Consider the following 24,141-nt stretch of genomic DNA (forward strand, 5'->3'; position numbering starts at 1 on the left):
GGGAGGCAGCCTCTAGAAAGGAGCTCGCGTGAACGTCATCGAGACGCACGGCCTCACCAAGCGCTACCGTCGCAAGCTGGCCGTGGACAACCTGGACATGACCGTCGCCGCCGGCGACATCTACGGCTTCGTGGGCAAGAACGGCTCGGGCAAGTCGACCACCATGAAGATGGTCTGCGGCCTGGCGCACCCTACGGCGGGCGAGGTCGTCCTCTTCGGCGACCCGGAGCGTGGCGGCGCCACCCCGCAGGGCTTCTCGCGCATCGGCGCCCTCATCGAGAGCCCCGGCGTGCTGCAGAGTCTCACCGCGCGTGACAACCTCGTTGCCAAGGCGCTCGCTCTCGGCATGACGCACGCGGGCGACGTTGCGGACGACCTGCTCGGCCTCGTGGGACTTGACCCACTCGACCATCGCCGCGTGAAGGCCTACTCGCTCGGCATGAGGCAGCGCCTTGGCCTGGCGCTCGCGCTCGTGGGCGGCCCTGACCTGCTGCTCCTGGACGAGCCCTTCAACGGCCTCGATCCCGAGGCCACGCGCGACATGCGTCTCGCGCTCGTGCGCCTCAACCGCGAGCATGGCGTCACGATCATGATCTCCAGCCACGTGCTCGACCAGCTCGACCGCGTCGCCACGCGCTTCGGCGTCATCGCGGGCGGCCGCCTCACGGCCGAGCTCACCGACGAGGAGCTCCACGAGCGCCGCGGCAGCTCCGTTCGCGTGCGGCTGGCCGCCCCCGAGCGCGGCCTCGCCCTGCTCGAGCAGGCGCTGCCGCAGGCGGCCTTCCGCGCGGAGCCCGACGGAGCGCTCGTGGTCACGGGCGCCGCGCTCGACGAGGTCAGCTCCGCGTGCTTCTCGTCCGGCGTCGAGGTCCGCGAGCTCGCCCAGCAGGAGCGCGACATCGAGGAGTGCTTCGTCGAGCTCATGGGTGATGAAAGGGGACAGGCACCTTCGCACGCGGGGGACGGTGAGGCCCGATGATCGCCCTGCTCCGCTCGGACGCCTACCGCGTCCTGCGCTCCCGCTGGATCTGGGGCGCGGCCGCCATCGTGGCGCTTCTCCTGCTCGCGCCGGCCCTCATGATGCGCTGGACCAGCATGGGTCCCATCTTCTACGACGGCCTCACGAGCTCGGCGCTCGCCATGGGCGGCATCCAGATGCTCGCGGCGGCCATGGCGGCCATCGTGTGCTGCGACCGGACCGACATCGGTTTCGCGCGGTCGATCCTCTCCTCCCTCGGCGAGCGCGCCCGCATGCTCTGGTTCGCCGAGAAGTGCGTCCTCTCGCTGGCGCTTGCCGCCGCCCTGATCGCGTTCGCCTTCGTGGTGGGGCTCCTCGCCCTGCCGGTCTCCGGGGTCCCGGTGGCAGACCCCGAGCCCGCGTGGCAGGTGGCGGCCTGGCTCGGCTGCATGTGGCTCTGCGCCGCACCTTACGTCGTGCTCGCGGTGCTCGTGGCCCATCTCACGCGCGGCGAGGGCGTGACCACGGTGTTTGCCGTGCTCAGCGCAGGAGGACTGATCGAGGGCGGCCTGCTCATAGGGGTCGACTTTCTGTATGCGTTTCTCGGCGGAGAGTTCCTTACGGTGACGGCGGCCGTGGGCCCGTGGCTGCCCGCCGAGATCGCGTCCGCGGTCGGCGCCGGCGCGCGGGCCATGCTCTCCGCCGACAACGCGGTGCACCTGGCGCCCGCCCTGCGCGCGCTCATCGTCTGCCTGCCGCTCGCCGTTGCCGCCGTCGCCGCCGACGCGCTGCTCGTCTCGAGGAGGGATGTCGCATGATGGCGCTGCTCAAGTCGGACCTGTACCGCACGCTGCGCTCTCGCTGGCCGTGGGTGGTGCTCGCCCTCGTCGCGCTTGTCACCTTTGGCTCTGCCGTCCTCACCGTCTGGTGGCCGCTCGAGCCCGGCGTCGTCTACGACGGCCTCACCGGGCGCGCCGGGGCGCTGCACCTCGCCGGGCGCGGGTCCTCGATCTCGCTCGTCTCGACCATCGCCCCCTTCGTGGCGGCCCACCTCTCCTGCGCGGACTCCGACGCCGGCTTCGACCGTGCGCTCCTGTCATCCCTTCATGGTCGTGCCGCATACTACGCCGAGAAGTACCTGCTCGCGGCCCTGCTCTCCGGCGCGCTTCTCGTCGCCTACCTCGCATTCGGGGGGCTCGGCGTGCTCGTGACCATGCGGCCCGTGGAGAACGTCGAGCCGCTCTGGCAGGTCGTCGCCTGGGCGGGCGAGGGCTGGCTCATCTCGTGCGCCTACGCCCTCGCCGTCCTGCTCGTGGGGCAGCTCGTCCGCAGCCGCGCGATTGCGTTCATAGCCGCGTTCCTCCTGACGTCGGCGGCCGTCGAGCAGGGGCTCTTCTCGTTCCTGCTGCTCGTTGACTCGGCGCTCGGCCTCGGCTGGGCCCCGGCGCTCGAGGCGGCCCTCGCCTGGATGCCCTACGCCGTGCTCGTCTCCGTCGGCAACGGCGCCGCCGACATGCTCTCCGTGGACGCGACGGGCCTCTCCCCCGCCGTCCGCGCCCTCGCGGTCTGCGCGCCGCTCTGCGCGGCGCTCGCCGGCGTGGGCGCGCTCGCGCTTTCCCGCCGCGACGTCTCATGACAACGGACGCGCTCCTCGAGCCGCTCTACCGCTGGCTGCGCTCCGCGGCGCGGTGGCTGCTCGCGAGCCCTACCATGGACGGGTGGCTCGACCTCTACGAAAGGCTCCACATGGCTGAGGGACTCCTGCTCGTGGCGATGCTCGCGCTCGGCCTGGCGATCGGCGCGGCGCTCGCCCTCGCCTGCTACGCCACCGAGCTCGGGCGCCAGGCGCGCTTCCTCGCCCTGCGCGAGCGCCTGAGCAACGCGCGGCTGACCTGCGGGAGCCGCCTGCCGGGCATGGTCGGCATGGTCGATGCCGTGAACGCCGAGATCGACGCCGCCGACGCCGAGCGCGTGGGGGCCCTGCGCGCGGCAGACGAGTTCTCGCGCGGGCTCTCCGCGCTCAGCCACGATGTCAGGACGCCGCTCACGGGCGCGCGCGGCTACCTGCAGCTCGCGCTCGGGGAGGCGGACCCGGCGCGCAGGGACGAGCAGCTTGCGGCAGCTGACGCGCGCCTGGCGGCGATGTCGGGCCTTCTGGACGAGCTCTTCTCGTATGCGCGCGCAGCAGACCCGGATACCGTACTTGAGCTGGGGCCGGTCGCCCTGCGCCCGGTGCTCGAGCAGGCCCTTCTCGGCCATTACCCCGAGTTCGAGAGGCGCGGCTGGGAGCCCGAGCTGACCTGTGGGGACGTCATGGTGGAGGCCGACGCCGAGGCGCTCTCGCGCATCGTGGAGAACCTCGTGGCCAACGCCCTCCGGCACGGCTGCGGCCCGCTCTCGGTGCGCGCGCGGGCGGCGGGGGCGCCAGGGGGCGAGGAGGACGGCGTCGCCGTGGACTTCTCGAACCCCGTGCCCGACCCCTCCGCCATCGACGCCGACCGCCTCTTCGAGCGCTTCTACCAGGCGGATGCCTCGCGCTCTACGGCAGGATCGGGCCTCGGCCTCTCCGTCGCCGCGAAGCTCGCCGCCGCTCAGGGGATGTCCCTCTCCGCCCGCCTCGATGGGGCCGAGCTTGTCGTTACGCTTGTCGCACGAACCGTCTGAAGGAGGACGCCATGATTGTCACCACCACCAACTCCGTTGAGGGCTATCAGATCACGGACTACCTCGGCATCGTCACCGGCGAGGCCGTGAGCGGCATCAACATGTTCCGCGACATCGGGGCGAGCGTGCGCAACATCTTCGGTGGGCGCTCAGCCGGCTACGAGGACGAGCTCCAGAGCGCTCGAAACGAGGTGCTCGACGAGATGCAGGCCCGCGCCGACGCGCTCGGGGCTGACGCCATCGTGGGCGCCTCCATCGGCTACGAGACCTTCGAGGGCATGATTATGACCTGCTGCTCCGGCACCGCCGTCCGCCTCCGCCGCTCATGATTCAAAAGGGGACAGACCCCTTTTGAATCATTTGACAAGCTCGTTGAGCCGTGGTGTGAGCTGGGGCGCGATGGCTTCGAGCGTCTCGCCGAGAAGGGCGAGCGGCTCGACGAGCGTGGCGCCGGGAAGCGCCTCCCGCAGGTCCGCGAGCAGCGTGTCTCCGGGCTCGCCCGTGCTGTCGGCAAGCGTGATGACGGGCAGCACCGTGATGCCCGTGAGGTCGTACGGGCCAAACTTCGTGAGCACCTCGGTGACAATGCCCGGCAGGCGTCCGTCAAAGACGGGCGTGGCGAGCACGATGGACTCGTGATACTTGATGACGTCCTTCATGACCGGAAAGGTTTCGAGGCCTCTTCGAAGCGAGGAGATCTCGCCAATCTGCACCCGGCTCATGTAGTGCCTCCCGGGAGGAAAGAGCCGCGCCGTGAGGTGCTTCTCGGCAACCTCGGCCACGACGGAGGCGGGGGAGGGCTCGGCCTCGACGGGCCGCTTCTCCGGCCCCATCACAAACCCCGCGCGCGAGAGCCAGATGATGCAGACGTGTCGGTCGTCCGGCGTGGGCTTGGAGTCGATGAGGTACATGACGGCATCCTGTCTTTGCGCCTTGCCCGATTTCTGTGACAATCTACTTCGAGCAGATTGTCACACTAAAGGAGTGGGGCGTGAGCGACGAAGTCGAGGTCCGAGTGCTTTTGCCCAGCGAGCTGAAGACGCGGTTCATCGAGATTCTCGCCCTGTACGAGACGGTCGGCTGGACGAACTACACTAATCGCCCTGAGAGGCTGCGCACGGGGTATGCGGGCTCCCTCGCGGTCTGGGGCGCCTTTGCGGGCGATAAGCTCGTAGGGATCGCACGTGCCGTGGGCGACGGAGCCACGATCGTCTTTGTGCAGGACCTGATCGTTGTGCCGTCGTATCAGCGCAGAGGCATTGGGAAGCAGCTCATGCAGGCCGTCATTGAGCGATTCTCGGGCGTCTACCAGATGGAGCTCCTCACGGACGATGGATCGGCGGCCTGCACGCTCTACGAGAGGCTCGGATTTACCCGCAGTGACGCGATGGGGTGCGTCGCCTATATCAGGGTCTCCCATAATTGGGGCGCATGAGGACAAGGTGCGCAAAGACGTCGTTCTCTGATTGACATGCCCTTCTGTAGGGTACAATGAGCTCGACGGCGGCCTACGCGTGGTGGCCTAGGCAGCGTCGTCTTTGGGTTCGGGGCCGCTAGCGCAAGCGCTTGCGGCCCCTCGCCGTTTTACGTCGTTGACTACGCACTTTGGGAAGGGTGCCCACCACCGCGGCCGCAAGCCCGACAAGAGCGGTCAGGAGCTTGAGGATTTGAATGGCGAGGTCCATTGGCAACTCACCTCCTTTCGCAAGGAGTGGCGCTGCCTAGTGCGCGGTCCCGCCGCCGAGCGTATGGGTGAGTCTACCCGTATACAGAAAACTTGATTCAGCCAACATTATCGAATGGAGCATTGCTGTGCGCGGCTACAGTCCCCGCCGCCAGCGGGCCCCACGGCCGGTGCGTTCGTATGGCTCAAAGCCGGCGGCCGAGAAGCACCGCTGGGACGCGACGTTCCAGTCGTAGATCTCGCCCACGAGGACCTCGCGCCAGCCGAGGCCGCGCGCCCGCTCGCAGAGCGCCTCGACCACGCGCCGCCCCACATGGCGCGACCGCAGGTCTTTCTCGCCTATGACGATGGGGAGGTCATTCGAGCAGAGCGTGACGTCGCCGATCGCTCGCCAACCGCTCTCCGCGCCCTCGTCACGTACCTCGATGTACCAGAGCTCGCCGTGCTCCGACAGCCAGTCGTACATCCGCGCGAGCCGCTCCGGCGTGTAGGGCTCCCGCTTGCCGTCGACCATCCAGAGCGTCTCGGGGTCTTGATACCAGGAGAGCGCCTCGACTGGCGGCGCGTCCAGCTGAACGAGCCGCAGGTCAGGGTCTATGTCAAGCACTTCCGGCGTCATCGGTCTTCTCCTGCAGCCGCTTCTCGAGGCGGCGAATCTCCTCGGTTGCCTCCTCGACCTTCTTCTCGACGTCCGGGACGTCGCAGGGAGGGTCGGGCACGCCCGTGAACCAGATTGATGTCCCGCCGAGCTCATTGAACTTGAGGTACGGCCTGCGAGGAATGTCCATGGCGACTCCTTCTTCACATGAGAGGATTATCGCGCATTTTGCGGCCTCAGATTGGTTGCTCTGGGGCCCGTACGTTGTTGAACGTTGGCGATGACGCCCCAAGTCGCGCGCCTCTGCAACTGAGGGCAACTCCATGGCCATCCTTTGTTATCGGCAGAATAACCATGAGATTTGTTGACTTCTTCGGCGGATAGTTTGCCGATAACGGAAACGGAGCGGGAAGCTCATTCTAGTTTTCGTTTGGGTTGTCACGTTTCACGCGCGGCCGTGTGTAGTAGGTGACGGGATGGCGGCCGCATCCCGGATACGAGAGATGAACGTGCGGAGTCGCAGCCTCGGCGTTCTTCTCGACAGAGTCCTGAGCGTTGGAAGCGTCGAGAAGGATTGCCCGACGAGCCCCTCATCGAGGGCTGCGGGACATGGAGTCCCCGCGTCGGTCGCACCATGACGGTGCGGTCAAGCGTCACTCTTGTGTCGAAAGACCAGTTCGGTCTCCTCCATGGACCCCTCGTCGAAGGTGACCCCAGTTCTCACGAACCCTACGTGTTCGTAGAAACCGAGCGCGGCGGCGTTCGAGGAGAACGCGCTCAGCACGACGTCCCGCTCGCCGATGCACCTGAGGGCGGCGTCAAGGAGCGCGCGGCCGACGCCTCGGCCCTGGAATTCCCGGAGAACATAGAGGTTGCCGACCTCGGCCGCTCCGTCGACGCTGAAGTGCTCGCGGCACCGGTCCGACCAGCTGATGTATCCGACGATTCTCCCGTCGATCTTCGCCACGAGCGTGCGAAGGCTGGTGAGCCGGCGCGTGACGTCCTCGGCGAACTGCGGCGTGATTGTGTCGTTGAGCTCGTCCGGCAGCAGTCCCCGATAGGTCTCCTGCCACGTCTGCGCATGGACTGCCGCCTTCTCCGGAATGTCTTCTGGGGCAAGGGGGAGTGTCTGAATCATGGGTGTTCCCTTCGACGCGTCAATCATAGTGAAGGAAAGGCGTTTGGTAACGCCTGCCGGTGGAAGGTCGCTGTGCGGCCGACACATATGAGTGTCGGCAGGTAGCCATTCTGCCGCACGCCTCCACTGGCCGAGCAGGACTTGCCAGTGTCGGAGCTGCATTGTAGGGTGGTAGCGTACTGTACCCGGCGAAGGGTCGTCATGCTCTAGGTCCTTCTCGACATATCAGTTCCGCCTGATAGGAGAAGACCATGAAGTCGACCATGTCTGCCGCCGCGCGCGACTACGTCCGCGCGTTCTATCGTGATAACCGTCTCAACCTTGCCGCCGCCCTCGCGCTCACGGTGCTCGACGTGCCCGCCGCGCTCGTGGGATCATGGCTGCTCGGCCGCATCATCGACGTCATCGGCACCGGCGACGCCTCCGCGCTCGCGCACCTGGCCGCGCTCTGCGGCGTGTTCCTCGTCGCGTCGCTCGCCGTGAGCCTGGGGATGTACCGCGCCAAGTGCGCCTTTGTCTACCGCGCGCTCGAGCAGTACAAGTCGCTCGCGTTCGAGCGCCTCTCAGAGAAGGGCGTGCGCGCCTTCGCCCGCGAGAACACGGGCAGCTACCTCTCGCTGCTCACCAACGACGTGGCCTCCATCGAGGAGGGCTACCTCAAGCGCGGCTTCCTCATCGTCTACCACGCGCTTTTGCTCGCGGGGTCGCTCGCGATGATGCTCGCGCTCTCGGCGCAGCTCACGGCGGTGGCCGTGGCGCTCAGCGCGGCGCCGCTCGCGGTGTCCGTTGCCATGGGGCGCGAGATGGGGGAGCGCGAGCGGGCGGTCTCGGCCGGCAACGAGCGCTTCGTCTCCCGCCTGCGCGACCTGCTCGCGGGCTTCTCCGTGGTCAAGGCCTTCCGCGCGGAGGCCGAGGCGCGCCGTCTCTTCGACGCGGCCAACGCCGAGGTTGAGGGCCTCAAGCGACGCCGCTACTGGTGGGAGTGCCTGATCGGCGCGGTGAGCGAGAACCTCTGCGGGTCGCTCCTGCAGTTCGGCGTCTTCCTCGCGGGCGCGTGGCTCGCCGTCACGGGCGAGGTCACGGCCGGCACGGTGCTCGTCTTCGTGAACCTGTGCAACTACATCGTCATGCCCATCAACGTGCTGCCGCAGTTCCTGGCGAGCCGCCGGGCCGCCGCCGGCCTCATCGAGAAGCTCGCGAAGGCTGCCGAGAAGAACGAGGCGCGCCGGGGCGAGAGGGTCGGGCGCGACCTCGCGGGCGGCGTCGTGCTGGACCACGTGGGCTTTGCCTACGACGGCGGGGAGCCGGTGCTCTCTGACGTGAGCCTCACGCTCGCCCTGGGCGGGCGCTACGCTCTCGTGGGCGCATCCGGAAGCGGAAAGTCCACACTGCTTAACCTCCTCATGGGCGGGGAGGACGGCTACGCGGGCAGCATCCGCGTGGGCGGACACGAGCTGCGCGACGTCGACGCGGGGAGCCTCTGCGACCTCATGGGCCTCATCGACCAGCAGGTATTCCTCTTCGACGACACGCTCGGAAACAACGTGACGATGTTCCGGGACTTCCCCGAGGCCACCGTGCTGGATGCGTGCCGCCGCGCCGGCCTGGGCGAGCTCGTCGCCGAGAAGGGCCTGGGGTACGAATGCGGCGAGGGCGGCACCAACCTCTCGGGAGGGGAGCGGCAGCGCGTCTCCATCGCGCGGGCGCTGCTGCGAAAGACACCGGTCCTTCTCGTCGACGAGGCGACGTCGGCGCTGGACGCGAGGACGGCCTCCGAGGTGGCAGGAGCGATCCTGGACCTCGAGGGGCCCACGCGCCTGGTGGTGACGCACCGGCTGGAGCCGGCGCTGCTCGCGCGCTACGACGAGTTCTTCGTCCTGCGCGAGGGCCACGTGGTCGAGCGGGGCACCTACGCCGCGCTCACGGCCGCGGGTGGCTACTTCGCCGGCCTCTGCGCCGTGGCGGGGGAAAGCGGGCCTTCGGGGCCTCGTTGTCCGGGCTGATTCTCGCCGAGGAAAATAGATTACAAATTTATTACATGGAAAACCATGTAGCAATCGGGGCCAAATGGGCGGAATCGCCCCCTGGGGGCCTGTTGCTACATGGTTTTGAATGTAATGAATATTCCAATTAACCGAGACGAGGGGATGGAGGACGGCGCTGACGAGAAGGACGATGTGTCCGGAGGATATCAGCCCGAGCCCGCGTGTCGCCAACCGTGCAAAGGGGACAGTCCCCTTTGCACGGTCAAACGGTTTCGTGACAAGCTGCCTCAGTGTTCCTGTCACAACCGTGCGACGGAGGCGCTCCTCGTGCATCTCGCGCGGAAAACCATGCAACTCGTGCGGAATCTCTCAGCGCCCGCCACGCGCGTCGTATCACATACTGGACGTGAAAGGATGTGATACGACGTGCAAGAGACGAAAGCTGCTGTGGGGGCTCAACGCCGCTATGGCTTTGGGAGCAACGTCGCGAAGCTCCTTCGCTGGCTTGTCCGCATCTGCGGGCCAGGAGCGCTCGTCGTGTGCGCGCTGGACGTTGCCGCAGGCGTGACGCAGCCGTTCCTTGCGGCCGCGCTCCCCAGCGTCGTGGTCGCGGCGCTCACGTCCGGCGCGGAGCCGCTCGTCGCGCTTGCGCTCGTGGCCGGCGCGGCTGCCCTGCTTCAGGCGCTCGTGGTGCTCAAGACCTGGACGCAGGCCAAGTCAAACTGGTACTACGTGCTCACTCGCGTCTGGGGCGGTCTCGACCTCTGCCGGGACGCCCTTGTCGCGGACTACCGCTACATAGAGAGCGACGAGGCGCACAAGAAGCTCGACCTCGCCACCCGCGCGTTTTTCAACGACAGCTCCATGGGCGTTGAGGAGGCGCTGCGCCGGCTCTTTGCAGCAGTTGGTGGGGCGCTCGGCATGGTGGCGTACGCGGCGGTCATCGGCGCGTTTGTCCCGTGGCTGCTCGTGCCGCTCGTGCTGCTCACCGTTGCCTCCATCGCGGCAAACCGCTGGGCAAACGAGAAGAGCTATGCCGTCATGGACGACGAGTTCGCCGCAAGCGAGGCCTTTGAGTACCTCAGACGGCAGGCGCTCGATTCCGCCAACGGCAAGGACATCCGCCTCTACCGCATGAGCGCGTGGTTCAAGCGCGCCTTCGCTCAGGTGCTCGACCGCAACGTGGAGCTCAGGGACATCGAGTACGGGGCCTTCGAGCGGGCGGGGTACGTAGCGGCCGTCTGTGCCTTCGTCCGTGACGGCGTCTCCTATGCCGCGCTCATCTGGCTTCTCTTTGCGGGTCTGATTGGCCTTCCGGAGTTTCTGCTGCTCGCGGGCATGGTCTCCGGCTTTGGCACCTGGATGCAGGCCGCCTTTGACAGCCTCTCAGAGCTCGCGGTCCAGCTGCGTCACGTAAGTGCCTATCGAGAGGTCCACGACGACTGCATCCCCGCCGTCAGCGGCACAGGCGCCGCCCCCAACCCCGGACGGGCGCATGAGATTCGCCTCGACCACGTGTCCTTCTCGTATGACGGCAAGGCGGACGCGGTGCATGACCTCACCCTCACTATTCGCTCTGGCGAGAGGATCGCCCTCGTGGGCGTCAACGGCGCGGGCAAGACCACTCTCGTGAAGCTCCTCTGCGGGCTCTATCGTCCCACGTCCGGTGCCATCTACCTCGACGGCGTCGACGTTGCCTCCATCGATCCCCGGAGCCTGTGGCGCGAGTTCTCGGTGGTCTTCCAGGACTGCTTTCCCTTCTCGTTCACGGTCGCGGACAACGTGAGCTGCTCGTCGAGCGAGAAGGACGTGGACCTCGCGCGCCTGGACGCGTGCCTTGCCCAGGCGGACCTTGCCGAGAAGGTCACGGGACTGCCGCACGGCACGGCAACCTATCTCGGACAGGACGTGGACCCCAAGGGCGTCTCGCTCTCCGGTGGCGAGACCCAGCGGCTTATGCTCGCCCGCGCGCTCTACAAGGGAGCGCCCGTGGTTCTTCTCGACGAGCCGACCGCGGCGCTCGACCCGCTGGCTGAGCGCCAGATGTACGAGCGCTATGACGAGCTCACGGCGGGCAAGACGAGCGTCTTCATTTCTCACCGGCTCTCGTCCACGCGCTTCTGCGAGCGGATTCTCTACATGGAGGACGGTCGCGTGGTCGAGCAGGGCACGCACGACGAGCTCATGGCCGCTGCAGGCGGCTACGCCCGCATGTTCGAGACCCAGGCACGCTACTACGAGGACGGCGTGCAAAAGGGACAGTCACTTTTGCACGGGGGAGGCGACGAGGATGCTGAGTAGTCTGGCGTTTCACAGGACGGGCCTTCGGCTGCTCGGCCTCGTGCGCAAGATCGACCCGGCGCTGCTGCCGGTGAGTCTCATCTACGCGCTCACTCAGGTGGCGGGCATCTACGTGGGACTTGCGCTCACGGCTGGGCTCGTGGACGCGCTCGTGGCGCTCGAGCTCCGCAGGACCGTGGTCTATGCTGCGGCGCTCGTGGCGACGTCCTTTGTGGTCTCATGCGTCTGCGCGCGCTGCAAGCGTCGTGCGACGGTCGGTGGCATGCGATGTGCCTGGCGCTTCAGCCTCATGCTGCGCGAGAAGGCGCTCTCGCTCTCCTACGAGACCGCCGAGGACCCCAAGCTTGCCGAGCGGATCGCCTACATCGAGCGGACCGCCCAGATGCACGGCAGCATCGGCACGCTCCCGCGCTTCTATCGCGACCTCATTGGGGCGGCTGTCAACATGCTCACCTGCGTCTCGCTCGTGGTGGCGCTTGCGTTTGCGCAACCCGTGTCGGCGGGCGTGCTCGGCGTCGTTGCATCGCCCGCGGTCTCGGTGCTGTTGCTGGCGCTCGTCCTTCTCGTTGCGCTCGTCGGAAACACGCTGGTGGGCCGCTTTCGCGCGCGTCTCCTGGACTGGGTTACGAGCACGCACTCATCCGTCGAGAACCGCATCATGTACCTGCTCAACCTCGTGCTCTTTGACCGTCGCGTTCCCAAGGTTGCCCGCATCTACGACATGGGCGACATGCTCATGCGCAACCTCGAGAAGAACCAGCGGGCCTCGCTGGAGTACTTCGATCGGTGGATTTCTAGCGAGCGACGAATCGACGTGGGTACGAGCGCCGTCAACGCCGCCTTCACGGTTGCCTCCTATGCGCTCGTGGCGGTGAAGGTCCTTGCTGGCGCCATCACCGTGGGTGCGTTCACGCAGTACGCGGGCGCGCTCGCGCAGTTTGGCGCGGCGTACACGGCGCTTGTGTCCAACAACGGCGACCTGCGCCAGTGCTGCGGCTACCTGCAGGAGTTTCTCGACTTCATGGACATGGAGGACCCGCGCCCAGCAGGCTCCATCCCGGTAGAGAAGCGCGACGACGGGCAGTTTGAGCTCGCCTTCGAGCACGTGAGCTTCCGCTATCCCGGGACGGACGCCTGGGTGCTGCGCGACGTCAACCTCAGGATTGACACGCTGGGCAAGCTCGCCGTGGTGGGCCCCAACGGCGCGGGCAAGACGACCTTCATCAAGCTGCTCTGCCGGCTCTACGACCCCACGGAGGGGCGCATCACGCTGAACGGCGTGGACATCCGCAAGTACGACGAGGAGGAGTACCGCGACCTCTTTGGGGTGGTCTTCCAGGACTTCAAGCTCTTCGCGTTTCCCGTGTGGGAGAACCTGGCGGCGGGCTACGAGCGCGACGATGCGCGCCTGTGGAAGGCGCTCGCTCAGGCCGGGGCGGACGACCTCGTGCACACGTGGCCCGAGGGGCTGGAGACGCGCCTCTACAAGGACCTGGGCGACGGCGTGACGCCGTCGGGCGGCGAGGCACAGAAGCTCGCGCTGGCCCGCGCGCTCTACAAGGACGCGCCGGTCGTGATCCTGGACGAGCCCACGGCGGCACTCGACCCCATCTCCGAGGCAGAGGTCTACGCGGGGTTTGACCGCATGGTTGAGGGTCGTACGGCAATCTACATCTCGCACCGCATGAGCAGCTGCCGGTTCTGCGACGACATCATCGTCTTTGACGGCGGATGTGTCGTGGAGCGCGGCTCGCACGAGGAGCTTCTTGCCGAGCATGGACTCTACGCCCAGCTCTGGGACGCCCAAGCGAGCTACTATGTGTGAAAAGGGGACGTGTTTTTTCGCGCAGAGTTTTTTGGACAGGTCGGCAGGGCGCACGCCACGCTGAACTCCGAGCAAAAACCTGTCCCAAAAACTCTGCGCGAAAAAACACGTCCCCTTTTCACAGGTCGTGAGGGGAGGGGAGAAGGACGTGCTGCGCGTTGCCGTCGTCGATGACGAGGAAGCGGCCCGAGAGCTTTACGGCGCGCTCGCGCGTGACTGGGCTCGGCACCGCGGCGTTGAGGCGGAGATCGTGGCCTTTGCGTCCGCCGAGCAGCTGCTCTTCTCGCTCGACGACGCGTCGTGCGACATCGCGCTCCTCGACATCGAGATGCCCGGGCTAGACGGCATGGCCCTCGCCCGCGAGCTGCGTTCCCGCGGCGAGCGCGCGCAGATCGTGTTCGTGACCGGCATCATCGACCACGCGCTCGACGGCTACGACGTGGACGCCGTCTCCTACCTCCTCAAGCCCGTGCGGTCCGAGAAGCTCGACGCGGCGCTCGACCGGGCGCTCGACCGCGTGGGGCGAGAAGAGCCCGTGCTCGTGGTCGAGTCGGCGGGCGAGACGAGCCGCGTTCCCCTCACGCGCGTCTGCTTCCTCGAGGCGCGCGGTCACGACACGCTGGTCACGCTCGCGGACGGCACGCGACTCGTCTCCATGCGGGGCATCGCCCGGCTGGAGGTCGAGCTCTCTCGGATGTCGGGCCTCTTTCTCAAGACGCACCGCTCCTACCTCGTGAACCTCCCGCACGTGCGGCGCATCACGCGACGTGACGTGGAGATGGACACGGGCGACATGCTCCCCGTCGCGCGCGGGCGCTGGGAGGAGCTCAATCGTGCGTGGCTCGCGTGGTGTCGGGGGACGCTCGCATGATCGCGCTCGCGGCACAGGCGTCGCTTCTCGTCGTGTATGCGTCGTACGTTCGCGGGCTCGGACGCCTTCATGCGGGGCGTTGCGCGTGGGCGGTCGCGCTTGCCATCTGCGCGGCCGCGCTTGCCTGCGGATGGTTTGGCGGTGAGCTCTGGTCCTGGGTGCTCACGGGCACGGCCGCGGACCCGCTCGCCGGCGGCGTCCCCTGGGGCGTCCCCGTCGCATGGGCCGTGACGACGCTTGTCCTCACGCTGCTCGACGCCTTCTTCGACGAGGAGCCCTTCTCGCTCATGTGGGCTCCCGTCGCGGCGCCGGGCGCGCTGGTCTGCGTCCTTCTCGCCTGCGCCGTCGGCCTGGGCGGGGGCGTCGCGTCGGCCGATGTTGCCGCAGCGCTCGTTGGCGCGCCGCTCTGGCTGATGTTCGCGCTCGGCGCGCGCCGGCGGGGGAGCGCGAGCCTCCGCGAGACGGTCCTTCTCGCCTGCGTGCTCGCGCTCTGCTCGGTCGCGGTCGCCCTGGCAGGGCCCATGGTCGCGGCGGGCGCGCTCGCGGTGGAGCTTCTCGTCTACCTGCTGCTCACGGGTGGCTTCGAGCGTCTGCGCCGCGGCTTCGAGAGCTCGACGGAGCGCTTCCAGCAGGAGGTCCTCTCGCGCCAGTACGACGAGATCCGCGGCATCTACCTGGACATGCGCGGCTGGCGGCACGACTATCACAACCACCTGCAGGTCATGAAGGCCGACCTTGCGGCGGGGCACCTCGACAAGCTCTCCGCCTACCTTGACGACCTCGAGCGCGACCTCGATCGCGTGGACACCTACGTCAAGTCCGGCAACCTCATGGTGGACGCCATCCTGAACTCCAAGCTCAGCCTTGCCGAGAAGGGCGGCGTGGGCGTGACCTGCAAGGCCGTGGTTCCCGAGTCGCTCACGGTTGACGACGTGGACCTCTGCGTGATCTTGGGGAACCTCCTCGATAATGCGCTCGAGTCCTGCGCGAAGCTGCCTGCGGGCGAGCGCTGGCTGCGCGTCTACCTGGCCGCGCGGGGCGCGCAGCTCTACGTGAGCATCCAGAACTCCGCCGTGGAGGATCCCAGCTTCAACGCGCGCAACTACATCTCGGAGAAGCGCGGCAACCACGGCCTGGGCATGAAGCGCGTGGCGGCCGTCGTAGACAAGTACGAGGGGTTCCTCAACCTGGCCAACGAGCCCGGCATCTTTGCCGCTGAGGTCAGCCTTCCGCTGTAGCGAGCGTTGCCAGTGCGAAACGATGCGGATGATGGCGGTAGCATCGAATCATTTTTTATTACATGGAAAACCATGTAGCAATCGGGGCCAAATGGGCGGAATCGCCCGGCTGGGGCCTGTTGCTACATGGTTTTGAATGTAATAAATTACGCAACCAGCTGAGGGGAGGGGCGGAGGACGGCGGCGGGCGGAGGGCGGCGCCGACGGGAGGACGCCGCCGACGGGAGGGCGATGCCGAGCGGAGGGCGGCGCTGACGAGAAGGGCGACGCGTCCGGAGGATGCGACCATGTGCCCGCGCGTCACCAACCGGGCGGCTCGGCGTGTTCGACAATCTTCTCGAGGTGGTCGGCTTGGACTGCCGAGAAGGGCCTTGGGGGTGACCGTCATGGAGCTGACGAGGAGCCATCGTCGGGTGGTCGTTGCCGCACTCTGCGGGCTGGCCGCGCTCGCGTGCCTTGTCTGGTGCGTCGCGTCTCCGGTCCGCCGCCCGCTCAAGGACCTCCGCGTCGATGAGGTGGCGTCCGTGCGCCTCACGGATAACCATGGCCTCACCGACGCCACACTTGGCAACGAGGACCGCGAGTACGTCGCCGGCCTGATCTCGGACCTGGCGGGCACGCGCGCTGACGGGCGGCTGCAGGACATGTCCGGCACCGAGCCCGTCTTCATCGTCGAGACCACGACGAGGGGCACGATCGAGGTGTCTGTCGTCGCCGGGTTGTCCTACTTCACGGTCGGAGGGACGCCGTATCACGAGGCCTTCGGGACGTCTGTGGCCCAGAGGCTCGAAGAGGTGTACCGGAGGTACTGCGACTGGTAGGCGGCGCCTATACATGCCGGCAGGGAGTGCCGGTCGAATTGACGCAAGGCGACGAGAAGTGCCGGGTCCTTCCCGACATTTGCCGATAAGTGCCGGCTTGAGGTGCCCGGCATGCCGACACTCATACGTGCCGGCAGGGCGGCCTACATGCTGGCGGATGGTCGCCTGGCTGTCGGCACGGGGTGTCGTCCGCGGCGGGTCTCGCGAGAAAGGCTGTCAGGTTCTGCCGGGGCGCGTGTGGTATAGGTGACGGGGCAACACCGGTTGCGCCCCGCCGGCCGTATCCGAAGACCCGAATGAAGGAGGTGGGCCGTGACCGACGTGCCCGCCGCGCCAGACCGCGACCCAGAGCGGCTCGTGCGCGCCTATGCGGACCTCGTGCTGCGGGTGTGCTACACCTACCTGCGCTCGACGGCCGATGCCGAGGACGTCTGCCAGGACACCCTCATCAAGCTGGTGTGCCGCGAGGAGCCGTTCCGGGATCTCGACCACGAGCGCGCCTGGGTGGTGCGCGTGGCGTCCAACGCGTGCAAGAACCTGCTGCGCGACCGCGGCGCCCATCCGGAGGTGAACCTGGACGAGGTGCCCGAGCCGCCCTCCGGCGACGCGGTCGACGAGAGGGCGCTCCGACGGCGCGACGGCCGAGTGCTCGACGCCGTCATGGCGCTCCCGCTGCCGCAGCGCGAGGCCGTGTTCCTGCACTACTACGCGGGCTATGGGGCCCGTGCCATTTCCGAGCTGGCGGGCGTGAGCGAGAACGCCGTCCACCAGCGCCTGAGCCGCGCGAGGGCGCAGCTCAGGGAGACCCTGAAGGGAGACTACGATGAGTTCCCCGCTTGATTCCTACACCTCGTCCCTCGACGAGCTCCGCTTTTCCAATGAGGCCAAGGCTCGCATGGCCGACGACCTGCGCGCCGTCGCCTGCGAGCGCGACGCCCGGTCCGGGCGCGCGGCGGAGGTGCTGAGCATGCCCGCCGCGCCCCGCGCCCATCGTCGCGGCCGCTGGCTGCGCGTCGCCGCCGTGCTGGCGCTCGCCCTCGTGCTGGGCGGGGGAGGGACCGTCGCCGTGGCGGCGGGCGTCATCCCGAACCCCGCCAACGTGCTCTCCGACATATTCGGAGGCGCGCCGGCCCAGACCGAGCTGCTCGACGACGTGGGGCATCCCATCGGCGCGAGCGCGACCTCCAATGGCGTCACCGTCACCGCGGAGGCCGTGATCGGCGACCGGGCCAACTACACCGTCGTCTACGCCATCGAGCTCGACGACCCCTCCGCGCTGGAGGGCCTGACGCCCAACGAGAACGGCCTGCTCCCCCTCATCGCCGACGCGTCGATCTACGTGGACGGTGCCATGTCGGGCGGCGGCGGGGCCTACTTCTACGATGACGACCCCACGGACAACGTCATCCAGTACGTCGAGACGATGTCCGTCAACACGTGGGACGGCTCCGGGATCATCGGGCGCACGGCGCGCTTCTCGATGCGCGGCATCCGCGCCTTCACCGAGGAGGGCGACAAGGGCACCATCGCGTCCGGCGAGTGGGACCTCAAGTTCGAGATGAACTACGTGGACACCACCGTCGACCTGTCCGCGGGGCAGACGACCACCTGGCAGGGCGCGGGCGTCACGGTCGACGCCGTGGCGGTCTCCTCCGTCGGCATCACGGTTGACTACACGATCGACCGCCAGATCGGCGACCTCGGCCCCTCGGGGCAGCTGAGCGACGAGGCGCAGGCCAAGCAGGACGCGGTACTGGGCCTCCCCGTCACCGTGACCTTCGCGGACGGCAGCACGTTCGACGCCACGAGCGCCAACTCCACCGCCGAGGAGCGCGGCGACGGCACGAGCGCGGTCGCGAAGAGCGCCACCTACGACCGCATCGTGGCCGCGGACGACATCGTGAGCGTGACGGTGGGCGACGTGGTGATCCCCGTCGGCGCAGCGTAGCGCATCCGGTCGCGGGCGGACCGTCCTTCTCGGCCCGCCCGCTCCTCTCGCCCGCACTTCTCGCCCGTTCCTCTCTTCGTGTCGAGCGGGCCAACATCAAATCTCTCCGCGGCGTTCTGGCACTTTCGTGGTCTCCTGCGGCCTTGAAAGCGCCAGAACGCCGCGGAGAGATTTGATGCGCCGGACCGGGCGCGCGGCGAGAAGAACGTGGAGACGCGTGAAATATCCAGCGCTGACGGGGTATCCTCTAGAAGTTTGGTATATTCATAAGGCTGTGCAACCTGCGGGCGTGGTGGAACTGGTAGACACGCTGGATTTAGGTTCCAGTGGGGGAGACCCCGTGAAGGTTCGAGTCCTTTCGCCCGCACCAGCACAAACGGCACGCACGGCGGGGCAAGCCCGCCCGCACGAGACACTGGAGGAACGTTGAAGATCACCGTCACCGCTGAGAAGCCGATCGACGACAAGATGGCCGCCACGGTCACCGTCCCGGCTGCCGATGTCGACAAGGCCATCGCCAAGACCTACAAGGACATCGCCAAGAAGTACAACTTCCAGGGCTTCCGCCGCGGCCACGCGCCGCGCCCGGTGATCGACGGCATCATCGGCCGCGAGTCCGTGCTCGCCCAGGCCACCAACGACCTGCTGAACGTCGTCGAGCCCATGATGCTCGAGGAGCTCGACGTCACCCCCGTCGGCCGCGTGAGCTTCGGCGAGGAGGGCGCTGACCCCCAGCTCGCCTCCCAGGGCTCCGAATACGTCGTCACCGCCACCATCGGCGTGCGCCCGACCTGCGAGCTCGAGAGCTATGACGCCCCCGAGATCAACCTCCCGCCCGAGGAGGCCACCGAGGCCGAGATCGACTGGCAGATCAACCAGCTCCTCACCTATCAGGTGACCTACGAGGACGTCGAGGAGGACCGCGCCGCCGAGCCCGGCGACGTCGTCTCCGTTGACATCGAGAACGTCGATGGCGCGGGGCACCTCGCGGGCAAGAACCGCCTGCTCGCGCTTGACGGCCAGCAGGTTCCCGAGCAGCTCCAGGAGGGCATCGTCGGGATGAAGAAGGGCGAGGAGAAGGCCATCGAGTGGACGCACACCCACGTCCACGAGGGCGAGGAGCACTCCCACACCTTCTCCGTCAAGGTGACCCTCAACGGCATCAAGAAGGCCGTCACCCCCGAGCTCGACGACGAGGTCGCCAAGAAGTTCGGCTTCGATGACGTCGCCGCGTTCCGCGCCGCCGTCAAGGAGGAGATCGAGGGCGACAAGAAGACCACGATCCCCAACCTCAAGGAGGACCGCGTCGTCGAGGCCATGGGCAAGGTGCTCAAGCTCGAGACCGTGCCCGAGGCCTATCAGAACGAGATCTTCAACGAGCTCGCCTCCGAGTTCCTCGCCCAGCTCCAGCGCCAGAACGTCTCCCTCGACATGTTCCTGCGCGCCCGCGGCCTGAAGTCCGACGACTTCATCGCCGACCTGCGCGTCCAGGCCGAGGAGCGCGCCCGCCAGTCGCTCGCCCTCGACGCCGTGGCCGCCAAGCTCGGCCTCGAGGCCACCGAGGACGACGTCCGCGCCGAGTTCGAGCGCGCGGGCGTGGAGGACGTCGACGCCTCCGTCAAGCAGTGGCGCGAGGAGGGCCGCCTCCCGGCCATCCGCGACTCCATCCGCCGCACCAAGGCCCTCGACTGGCTCGTCGAGAACGCCAAGGTGAACGTCGTTGACGAGGTTGCCGAGCGCGCCGCGGAGGGCGAGAAGGACGACGAGGCCGCCGACGCCGAGTAAGTCCCGCTCATCAGGCATCGAAGCGCCCCGGGCGAGCACGCCTCGTCCGGGGCCTTCTACAAGAAACGGAGACCACATGCACCAGCCCACCAACATCCCGCTCATCCCGTACGTGGTCGAGCAGACCCCGCGCGGCGAGCGCAGCTACGACATCTACTCGCGCCTGCTCAGCGACCGCATCGTGTTTCTCGGCGAGGAGGTCACGCGCGACTCGGCGAACCTCGTGATCGCCCAGCTCCTGCATCTCGAGAGCCAGGACCCCGACAAGGACATCGCGCTCTACATCGACTCCCCGGGCGGCGACGTCTACGCCGGCCTCGGCATCATCGACACGATGAACTTCATCAAGCCCGACGTCTCCACCATCTGCGTGGGCATGGCCGCCTCCATGGGCGCCGCCATCCTGGCCTGCGGCGCCAAGGGCAAGCGCCTGGCGCTCCCCAACTCGATGGTCCTCATCCACCAGCCGAGCTCGGGCGTCTCCGGTCAGCAGACCGACATCCAGATCGTCGCCGACGAGACCCGCTGGATCCGCCAGCGCCTGAACGAGATCCTCTCGGAGGCCACGGGCCAGCCCATCGAGAAGGTCAACGCCGACACGGAGCGCGACAACTACATGCGTGCCTCCGAGGCGTGCGCCTACGGCCTCGTCGACAAGGTCATCTCGTCCCGCGCCGACCAGACCCAGGAGTAGCTCGATGCCTAGCTTTGATCAGGGAGGCCCCGGCTTCTCCAACGAGATGCACTGCTCGTTCTGCGGCAAGAGCCGCAGCCAGGTGAGCAAGCTCATCGCCGGCCCGGGCGGCGTCTTCATCTGCGACGAGTGCGTGCACGCGTGCACCGACATGATCGACGAGGCCGACGTCGAGGCCGCGGAGGCCCTCGAGGAGGTGCCCGAGGAGGCTCCGATCAAGAACCTCCCCACGCCGCATGAGATCTACGACGAGCTCTCGCAGTACGTCATGGGCCAGGAGCAGGCCAAGCGCGCCATGAGCGTGGCGGTCTACAACCACTACCGCCGCATCCTCTCCGGAAACGACGAGGTCGCCGAGGGCGAGGAGGAGGTCGAGATCGCCAAGAGCAACATCTTGCTCCTGGGCCCCACGGGCACCGGCAAGACGCTGCTCGCGCAGACGCTCGCGCGCTTTCTCGAGGTGCCCTTCGCCATCGCCGACGCCACCACCCTCACCGAGGCCGGCTACGTGGGCGAGGACGTGGAGAACATCCTGCTCAAGCTCATCACCGCCGCCGACGGCGACGTGGAGCGCGCGCAGGTGGGCATCGTCTACGTGGACGAGATCGACAAGATCGCCCGCAAGGCCGAGAACCTCTCCATCACGCGCGACGTCTCGGGCGAGGGCGTGCAGCAGGCGCTCCTCAAGATCCTCGAGGGCACCGAGGCGAGCGTTCCCCCGCAGGGCGGCCGCAAGCACCCCCAGCAGGAGCTCATCCGCATCGACACCACGAACATCCTCTTCATCTGCGGCGGCGCCTTCGTTGGCCTGGACAAGATCGTGGCCGACCGCATCGGCAAGAAGGGCATCGGCTTTGCCGCCGAGGTCGGCCGCAACGCCGAGAAGGACGAGGACTACCTCATGGAGCAGGTCATGCCGCAGGACCTGCACAAGTTCGGCATGATCCCCGAGTTCCTCGGGCGCATCCCCGTGATCACCGCCACGCGCGAGCTCACCGAGTCCGACCTCGTGAGCATCCTCACGCAGCCGAGAAACGCCCTCGTCAAGCAGTATCGCCGCATGTTCGAGCTCGAGGGCGTGGAGCTGGTCTTCGAGGACGACGCGCTCGAGGAGATCGCCCGCCAGGCCATCGCCCGCGGCACGGGCGCCCGCGGCCTGCGCGCCATCTGCGAGGCGACGCTCCAGGACACGATGTTCGACCTGCCGAGCGACCTCGACATCACCAAGGTCATCGTCACCAAGGAGTCCGTCGGCGGGGGAGAGTCGCCGAGGATCGTGACCACCGCTCACGGCAAGCACCGCATCGCGTAAAAGGGGACGGGTTTTTCCTCTCAGAGCTTTTGGGACAGGCCCGGGGCGATACAGCCCCGGGCCTGTCCCAAAAGCTCTGAGAGGAAAAACCCGTCCCCTTTTACAGGTTGGCGCCACCGAGGCGCATGTAGGTCTTGATGACGGCGCCGCGCCGCTTGGTCCCGGCGGGGCAGGTCTTGTCGAACGCCGGCATGATGCCCTTGTAGAGCACGATGACCTGCAGGCGCTTGGCGAGCCCCGCCGCCGAGGCGCGCGACTCCTCGAGCTGCCCGCGGATCTCGTCAAGATAGGGCGAGTGCATCGCGTATCGCCAGAAGAGGTCGGCCCCGTCCGCGTCCGGGTAGAGCCAGGGGCGGTTGTCGGGTCCCGCGAAGTGGACGATTGAGGGGTCCGACGCGGCCTCCTCGTACTCGGCGCGCACGTCGGCGGGCGCGTTGGCGACGATGTGGGTGCGGCGCAGGTGCTGCCAGTCCATGAGGTAGTTCCAGCGCATGTGCACACGCACGTAGTTGCCGTTCACCACCTTGTTGAGGACGTCCTGGTCGAGCCAGCGCCACATGCGCTCGGTCGAGAGGGCGAGGAAGCGCTCGGGGGAGACGGTGCGGCGCAGCTCGGCGAGGTTCATGAGGATGACGCCCGCCTGGAAGTAGTCGTGCGGGTCGTCCATCCCGAGCTCGTTCTTGAGATAGGGACCGACGGACGGGTCGTAGCCCTCGATCTGGCCGATCGTGTCCGCGTCGCGCGTCGCGGCGAGCGGGTAGCCGGTGACGTCGACGTCGAAGAGCTTGGCGACGTCGTCGTCGACGATGAGGTCGGAATCCAGGTAGATTGCCTTGTCCACATTGGGGAGAAGCTGCGGGGCGAGCAGGCGGAAGTAGGTCTCGGGCCTGAAGTGCCCGTGGTGGGGGAGCTTGATGTCGCCGAGCGCGGCGTCGACGTCAAGAAAGCCGATGCCCACGTTATCCGAGGTCGCCTGGCGCGTGAGCGTGATCATGCTCGCCGGGGAGATGTTTCTCGTGAGCACCACGATGTCGTAGCGGCGCTCCGGACTCGCGTTCTCGATGATCGACTGCGTCGCGACGGAGAGGTAGGGGACGAAGTTCTCGCTGCACGCGAAGACGATGACGACGTCGGTCAGCGGCAGGTCGAGGTCCCCCGACGTGCTCGCAAGCATGGTCGAGGAAATGGGGTTCTTGACGTGCGGGTTCCTCACGCGCGTCGTCTTGCGGAGTGGTCTCATGGGCCTTCCCGTCAGGTCGGCAAATTCGCTCCGTCAACTCTACCATGGGCGTGCCACCGGCGTCAGGCTTATTTGGCACGCGCACGAGGCGCGCCAAATAAGCCTGACGCCGGTGGCACGCCCAGGGCGGCGCCGTTGGCGGCGAGAAGAACGCGCAGCTCGCTCGCTTCCATGCCGCGCGCCAAGGCGATGGCGGCCACGGAGGGCCCGAGCGAGCCCACGATGTCAGAGGCGCCCTCGGCCGAGCCCTCGGAGGGAGGGAGGTCCGTCTCCGTCAGCAGGCGCTCTATGGGCAGGACCCGCGCGTACTCACGCCCGCGTCGCGTCGCGAGCGCGCGCTCGCCGAACGAGAAGAGGCAGCCCAGCCGGACCGCGCGCCAGAGCTCGTCCGACGAGCCGGAGAACCAGTGCAGCACGCAGCGACAGCTCTCGGCAGCGCCCGTTCGCTCGAGAACGTCCAGCGCCGCACCGGCCGAGCGAACCGCGTGCACCGAGAGGACCTTGGGGGCGTCGAGCGGGCTCGTATCGGCGCAGACGCGGCAGACGCGCTCGAAGGCCCCGAGTTGCGCTTCCCACGTCGCCGCATGGCGCGGTGCGGCGTCGAGCCCCACCTCGCCGACCCAGCGGATTCCCGGAAGCAGCTCGCAGAGCGCATCGGCGTCCGAGGCGTCGCGCACCCACCAGGGATGGAGCCCGGCCGCAAGCGCCACGTTCTTCTCGCTTCCCAACGTGGCGTGGCAGGCGCGGAACTCGTCAGGCGTCACCGTGACGGCAAGAAGGCCAAGGTCCTTCTCGGCGGCCGCGCGCGCCACGGCGGCGGGGTCGGAAAACCATCCCAGATGGCAGTGTGCGTCAATCCACATGCGCGCCCTCCTCCCTGCGATGATACCTCCCGCGTTTGCTCGTGCAAACTCGGGGCGGGAGCTCCGGGCGGGACGCGGGCGCCAGGGGGGCGCTCCGGGATGGGGCGCAGCTCGCCGCCGGCGCCGGGTCGGTGGGAGTCGCCGCAGCGCAGGGCGGCCGCCACCGCCCTCCCGAACGCCCGCGTGCTATCCTGTACGTTTGACATGAACGCGACC

The 24,141-nt window shown here is 67.7% G+C and carries 24 protein-coding genes and 1 tRNA gene; 18 read left to right on the top strand and 7 right to left on the bottom strand.

Annotated elements, in window-relative coordinates; translation table 11 throughout:
- The first annotated feature begins 28 nt into the window (after positions 1 to 28).
- From ACULPM_RS09575 to ACULPM_RS09595, 5 genes are read left to right on the top strand one after another with little or no spacing between them, the layout of a single operon-like run.
- Positions 29 to 979 carry an ABC transporter ATP-binding protein gene (locus ACULPM_RS09575; protein WP_445332224.1) on the top strand — a complete coding sequence of 317 codons (951 nt, stop codon included), beginning with the start codon at positions 29 to 31 and terminating at the stop codon, positions 977 to 979.
- On the top strand, positions 976 to 1,776 hold the full coding sequence (locus ACULPM_RS09580; RefSeq protein WP_445332225.1) for a hypothetical protein: 801 nt from the start codon (positions 976 to 978) through the stop codon (positions 1,774 to 1,776). Before ACULPM_RS09575 ends, ACULPM_RS09580 begins: the two co-directional genes overlap by 4 nt.
- Complete coding sequence (locus tag ACULPM_RS09585) at positions 1,773 to 2,594, top strand: hypothetical protein (protein WP_445332226.1); 822 nt, start codon at positions 1,773 to 1,775, stop codon at positions 2,592 to 2,594. The genes ACULPM_RS09580 and ACULPM_RS09585 overlap by 4 nt, the downstream gene beginning before the upstream one ends.
- Entirely contained in the window at positions 2,591 to 3,622 is a 1,032-nt protein-coding gene (locus ACULPM_RS09590; RefSeq protein ID WP_445332227.1) for a sensor histidine kinase, read from the top strand. Before ACULPM_RS09585 ends, ACULPM_RS09590 begins: the two co-directional genes overlap by 4 nt.
- Positions 3,623 to 3,633: 11 nt before the next feature.
- On the top strand, positions 3,634 to 3,951 hold the full coding sequence (locus ACULPM_RS09595; protein WP_445332228.1) for a YbjQ family protein: 318 nt from the start codon (positions 3,634 to 3,636) through the stop codon (positions 3,949 to 3,951).
- Positions 3,952 to 3,978: 27 nt separating this feature from the next.
- Here ACULPM_RS09595 and ACULPM_RS09600 read toward each other — a convergent pair whose 3' ends face one another.
- Positions 3,979 to 4,533, bottom strand: a complete 555-nt coding sequence (locus ACULPM_RS09600; protein WP_445332229.1) for a hypothetical protein — start codon at positions 4,531 to 4,533, stop codon at positions 3,979 to 3,981.
- Positions 4,534 to 4,613: 80 nt separating this feature from the next.
- Here ACULPM_RS09600 and ACULPM_RS09605 point away from each other — a divergent pair, with 80 nt between their 5' ends.
- A complete protein-coding gene (locus ACULPM_RS09605) occupies positions 4,614 to 5,057 on the top strand; it encodes a GNAT family N-acetyltransferase (protein ID WP_445332230.1) in 444 nt (147 codons plus the stop codon).
- A 118-nt stretch (positions 5,058 to 5,175) separates the two neighbouring features.
- Here the strand turns inward: ACULPM_RS09605 and ACULPM_RS09610 are convergent, their stop codons facing one another.
- The 4 genes from ACULPM_RS09610 to ACULPM_RS09625 form a co-directional block, all read right to left on the bottom strand.
- Positions 5,176 to 5,307 carry a hypothetical protein gene (locus tag ACULPM_RS09610; RefSeq protein ID WP_445332231.1) on the bottom strand — a complete coding sequence of 44 codons (132 nt, stop codon included), beginning with the start codon at positions 5,305 to 5,307 and terminating at the stop codon, positions 5,176 to 5,178.
- Between the two features lie 135 nt (positions 5,308 to 5,442).
- A complete protein-coding gene (locus ACULPM_RS09615) occupies positions 5,443 to 5,925 on the bottom strand; it encodes a GNAT family N-acetyltransferase (RefSeq protein WP_445332232.1) in 483 nt (160 codons plus the stop codon).
- The gene (locus ACULPM_RS09620; RefSeq protein WP_445332233.1) at positions 5,906 to 6,094 is read right to left on the bottom strand and encodes a hypothetical protein; all 189 of its coding nucleotides are present in this window, start codon (positions 6,092 to 6,094) and stop codon (positions 5,906 to 5,908) included. Before ACULPM_RS09620 ends, ACULPM_RS09615 begins: the two co-directional genes overlap by 20 nt.
- A 456-nt stretch (positions 6,095 to 6,550) precedes the next feature.
- Entirely contained in the window at positions 6,551 to 7,042 is a 492-nt protein-coding gene (locus ACULPM_RS09625; protein WP_445332234.1) for a GNAT family N-acetyltransferase, read from the bottom strand.
- 251 nt (positions 7,043 to 7,293) lie between these two features.
- Here ACULPM_RS09625 and ACULPM_RS09630 point away from each other — a divergent pair, with 251 nt between their 5' ends.
- From ACULPM_RS09630 to clpX, 12 genes are all read left to right on the top strand, one after another.
- Complete coding sequence (locus tag ACULPM_RS09630; protein ID WP_445332235.1) at positions 7,294 to 9,045, top strand: ABC transporter ATP-binding protein; 1,752 nt, start codon at positions 7,294 to 7,296, stop codon at positions 9,043 to 9,045.
- Positions 9,046 to 9,453: 408 nt separating this feature from the next.
- Complete coding sequence (locus tag ACULPM_RS09635) at positions 9,454 to 11,328, top strand: ABC transporter ATP-binding protein (RefSeq protein WP_445332335.1); 1,875 nt, start codon at positions 9,454 to 9,456, stop codon at positions 11,326 to 11,328.
- Positions 11,318 to 13,153 carry an ABC transporter ATP-binding protein gene (locus ACULPM_RS09640; RefSeq protein ID WP_445332237.1) on the top strand — a complete coding sequence of 612 codons (1,836 nt, stop codon included), beginning with the start codon at positions 11,318 to 11,320 and terminating at the stop codon, positions 13,151 to 13,153. The genes ACULPM_RS09635 and ACULPM_RS09640 overlap by 11 nt, the downstream gene beginning before the upstream one ends.
- A gap of 148 nt (positions 13,154 to 13,301) precedes the next feature.
- A complete protein-coding gene (locus ACULPM_RS09645) occupies positions 13,302 to 14,024 on the top strand; it encodes a LytR/AlgR family response regulator transcription factor (protein WP_445332238.1) in 723 nt (240 codons plus the stop codon).
- Positions 13,991 to 15,262, top strand: a complete 1,272-nt coding sequence (locus ACULPM_RS09650) for a sensor histidine kinase (protein WP_445332239.1) — start codon at positions 13,991 to 13,993, stop codon at positions 15,260 to 15,262. Before ACULPM_RS09645 ends, ACULPM_RS09650 begins: the two co-directional genes overlap by 34 nt.
- Positions 15,263 to 15,648: 386 nt before the next feature.
- Positions 15,649 to 16,083, top strand: coding sequence for a hypothetical protein (locus tag ACULPM_RS09655; RefSeq protein WP_445332240.1), 435 nt, complete (start codon positions 15,649 to 15,651; stop codon positions 16,081 to 16,083).
- A 312-nt stretch (positions 16,084 to 16,395) separates the two neighbouring features.
- A complete protein-coding gene (locus ACULPM_RS09660) occupies positions 16,396 to 16,923 on the top strand; it encodes an RNA polymerase sigma factor (protein WP_353652977.1) in 528 nt (175 codons plus the stop codon).
- Positions 16,907 to 18,031 carry a DUF4179 domain-containing protein gene (locus ACULPM_RS09665; protein WP_445332241.1) on the top strand — a complete coding sequence of 375 codons (1,125 nt, stop codon included), beginning with the start codon at positions 16,907 to 16,909 and terminating at the stop codon, positions 18,029 to 18,031. The genes ACULPM_RS09660 and ACULPM_RS09665 overlap by 17 nt, the downstream gene beginning before the upstream one ends.
- A 283-nt stretch (positions 18,032 to 18,314) precedes the next feature.
- A tRNA-Leu gene (locus ACULPM_RS09670) sits at positions 18,315 to 18,401 on the top strand.
- A gap of 56 nt (positions 18,402 to 18,457) precedes the next feature.
- The gene (gene tig / locus ACULPM_RS09675) at positions 18,458 to 19,816 is read left to right on the top strand and encodes a trigger factor (protein WP_445332242.1); all 1,359 of its coding nucleotides are present in this window, start codon (positions 18,458 to 18,460) and stop codon (positions 19,814 to 19,816) included.
- 76 nt (positions 19,817 to 19,892) lie between these two features.
- Positions 19,893 to 20,510, top strand: coding sequence for an ATP-dependent Clp protease proteolytic subunit (locus ACULPM_RS09680; RefSeq protein ID WP_445332243.1), 618 nt, complete (start codon positions 19,893 to 19,895; stop codon positions 20,508 to 20,510).
- A gap of 4 nt (positions 20,511 to 20,514) precedes the next feature.
- Positions 20,515 to 21,822 (top strand): ATP-dependent Clp protease ATP-binding subunit ClpX, encoded by a 1,308-nt coding sequence (gene clpX, locus ACULPM_RS09685; protein WP_167931026.1) that lies wholly within the window; start codon positions 20,515 to 20,517, stop codon positions 21,820 to 21,822.
- A 100-nt stretch (positions 21,823 to 21,922) separates the two neighbouring features.
- Here the strand turns inward: clpX and ACULPM_RS09690 are convergent, their stop codons facing one another.
- Both ACULPM_RS09690 and ACULPM_RS09695 read right to left on the bottom strand, forming a co-directional pair.
- The gene (locus tag ACULPM_RS09690) at positions 21,923 to 23,062 is read right to left on the bottom strand and encodes a glycosyltransferase family 8 protein (RefSeq protein ID WP_445332244.1); all 1,140 of its coding nucleotides are present in this window, start codon (positions 23,060 to 23,062) and stop codon (positions 21,923 to 21,925) included.
- A 68-nt stretch (positions 23,063 to 23,130) separates the two neighbouring features.
- Positions 23,131 to 23,925 carry a TatD family hydrolase gene (locus ACULPM_RS09695; protein WP_167931027.1) on the bottom strand — a complete coding sequence of 265 codons (795 nt, stop codon included), beginning with the start codon at positions 23,923 to 23,925 and terminating at the stop codon, positions 23,131 to 23,133.
- Positions 23,926 to 24,141: the final 216 nt, after the last annotated feature.

It is taken from the genome of Thermophilibacter sp. ZX-H3, assembly GCF_052599055.1.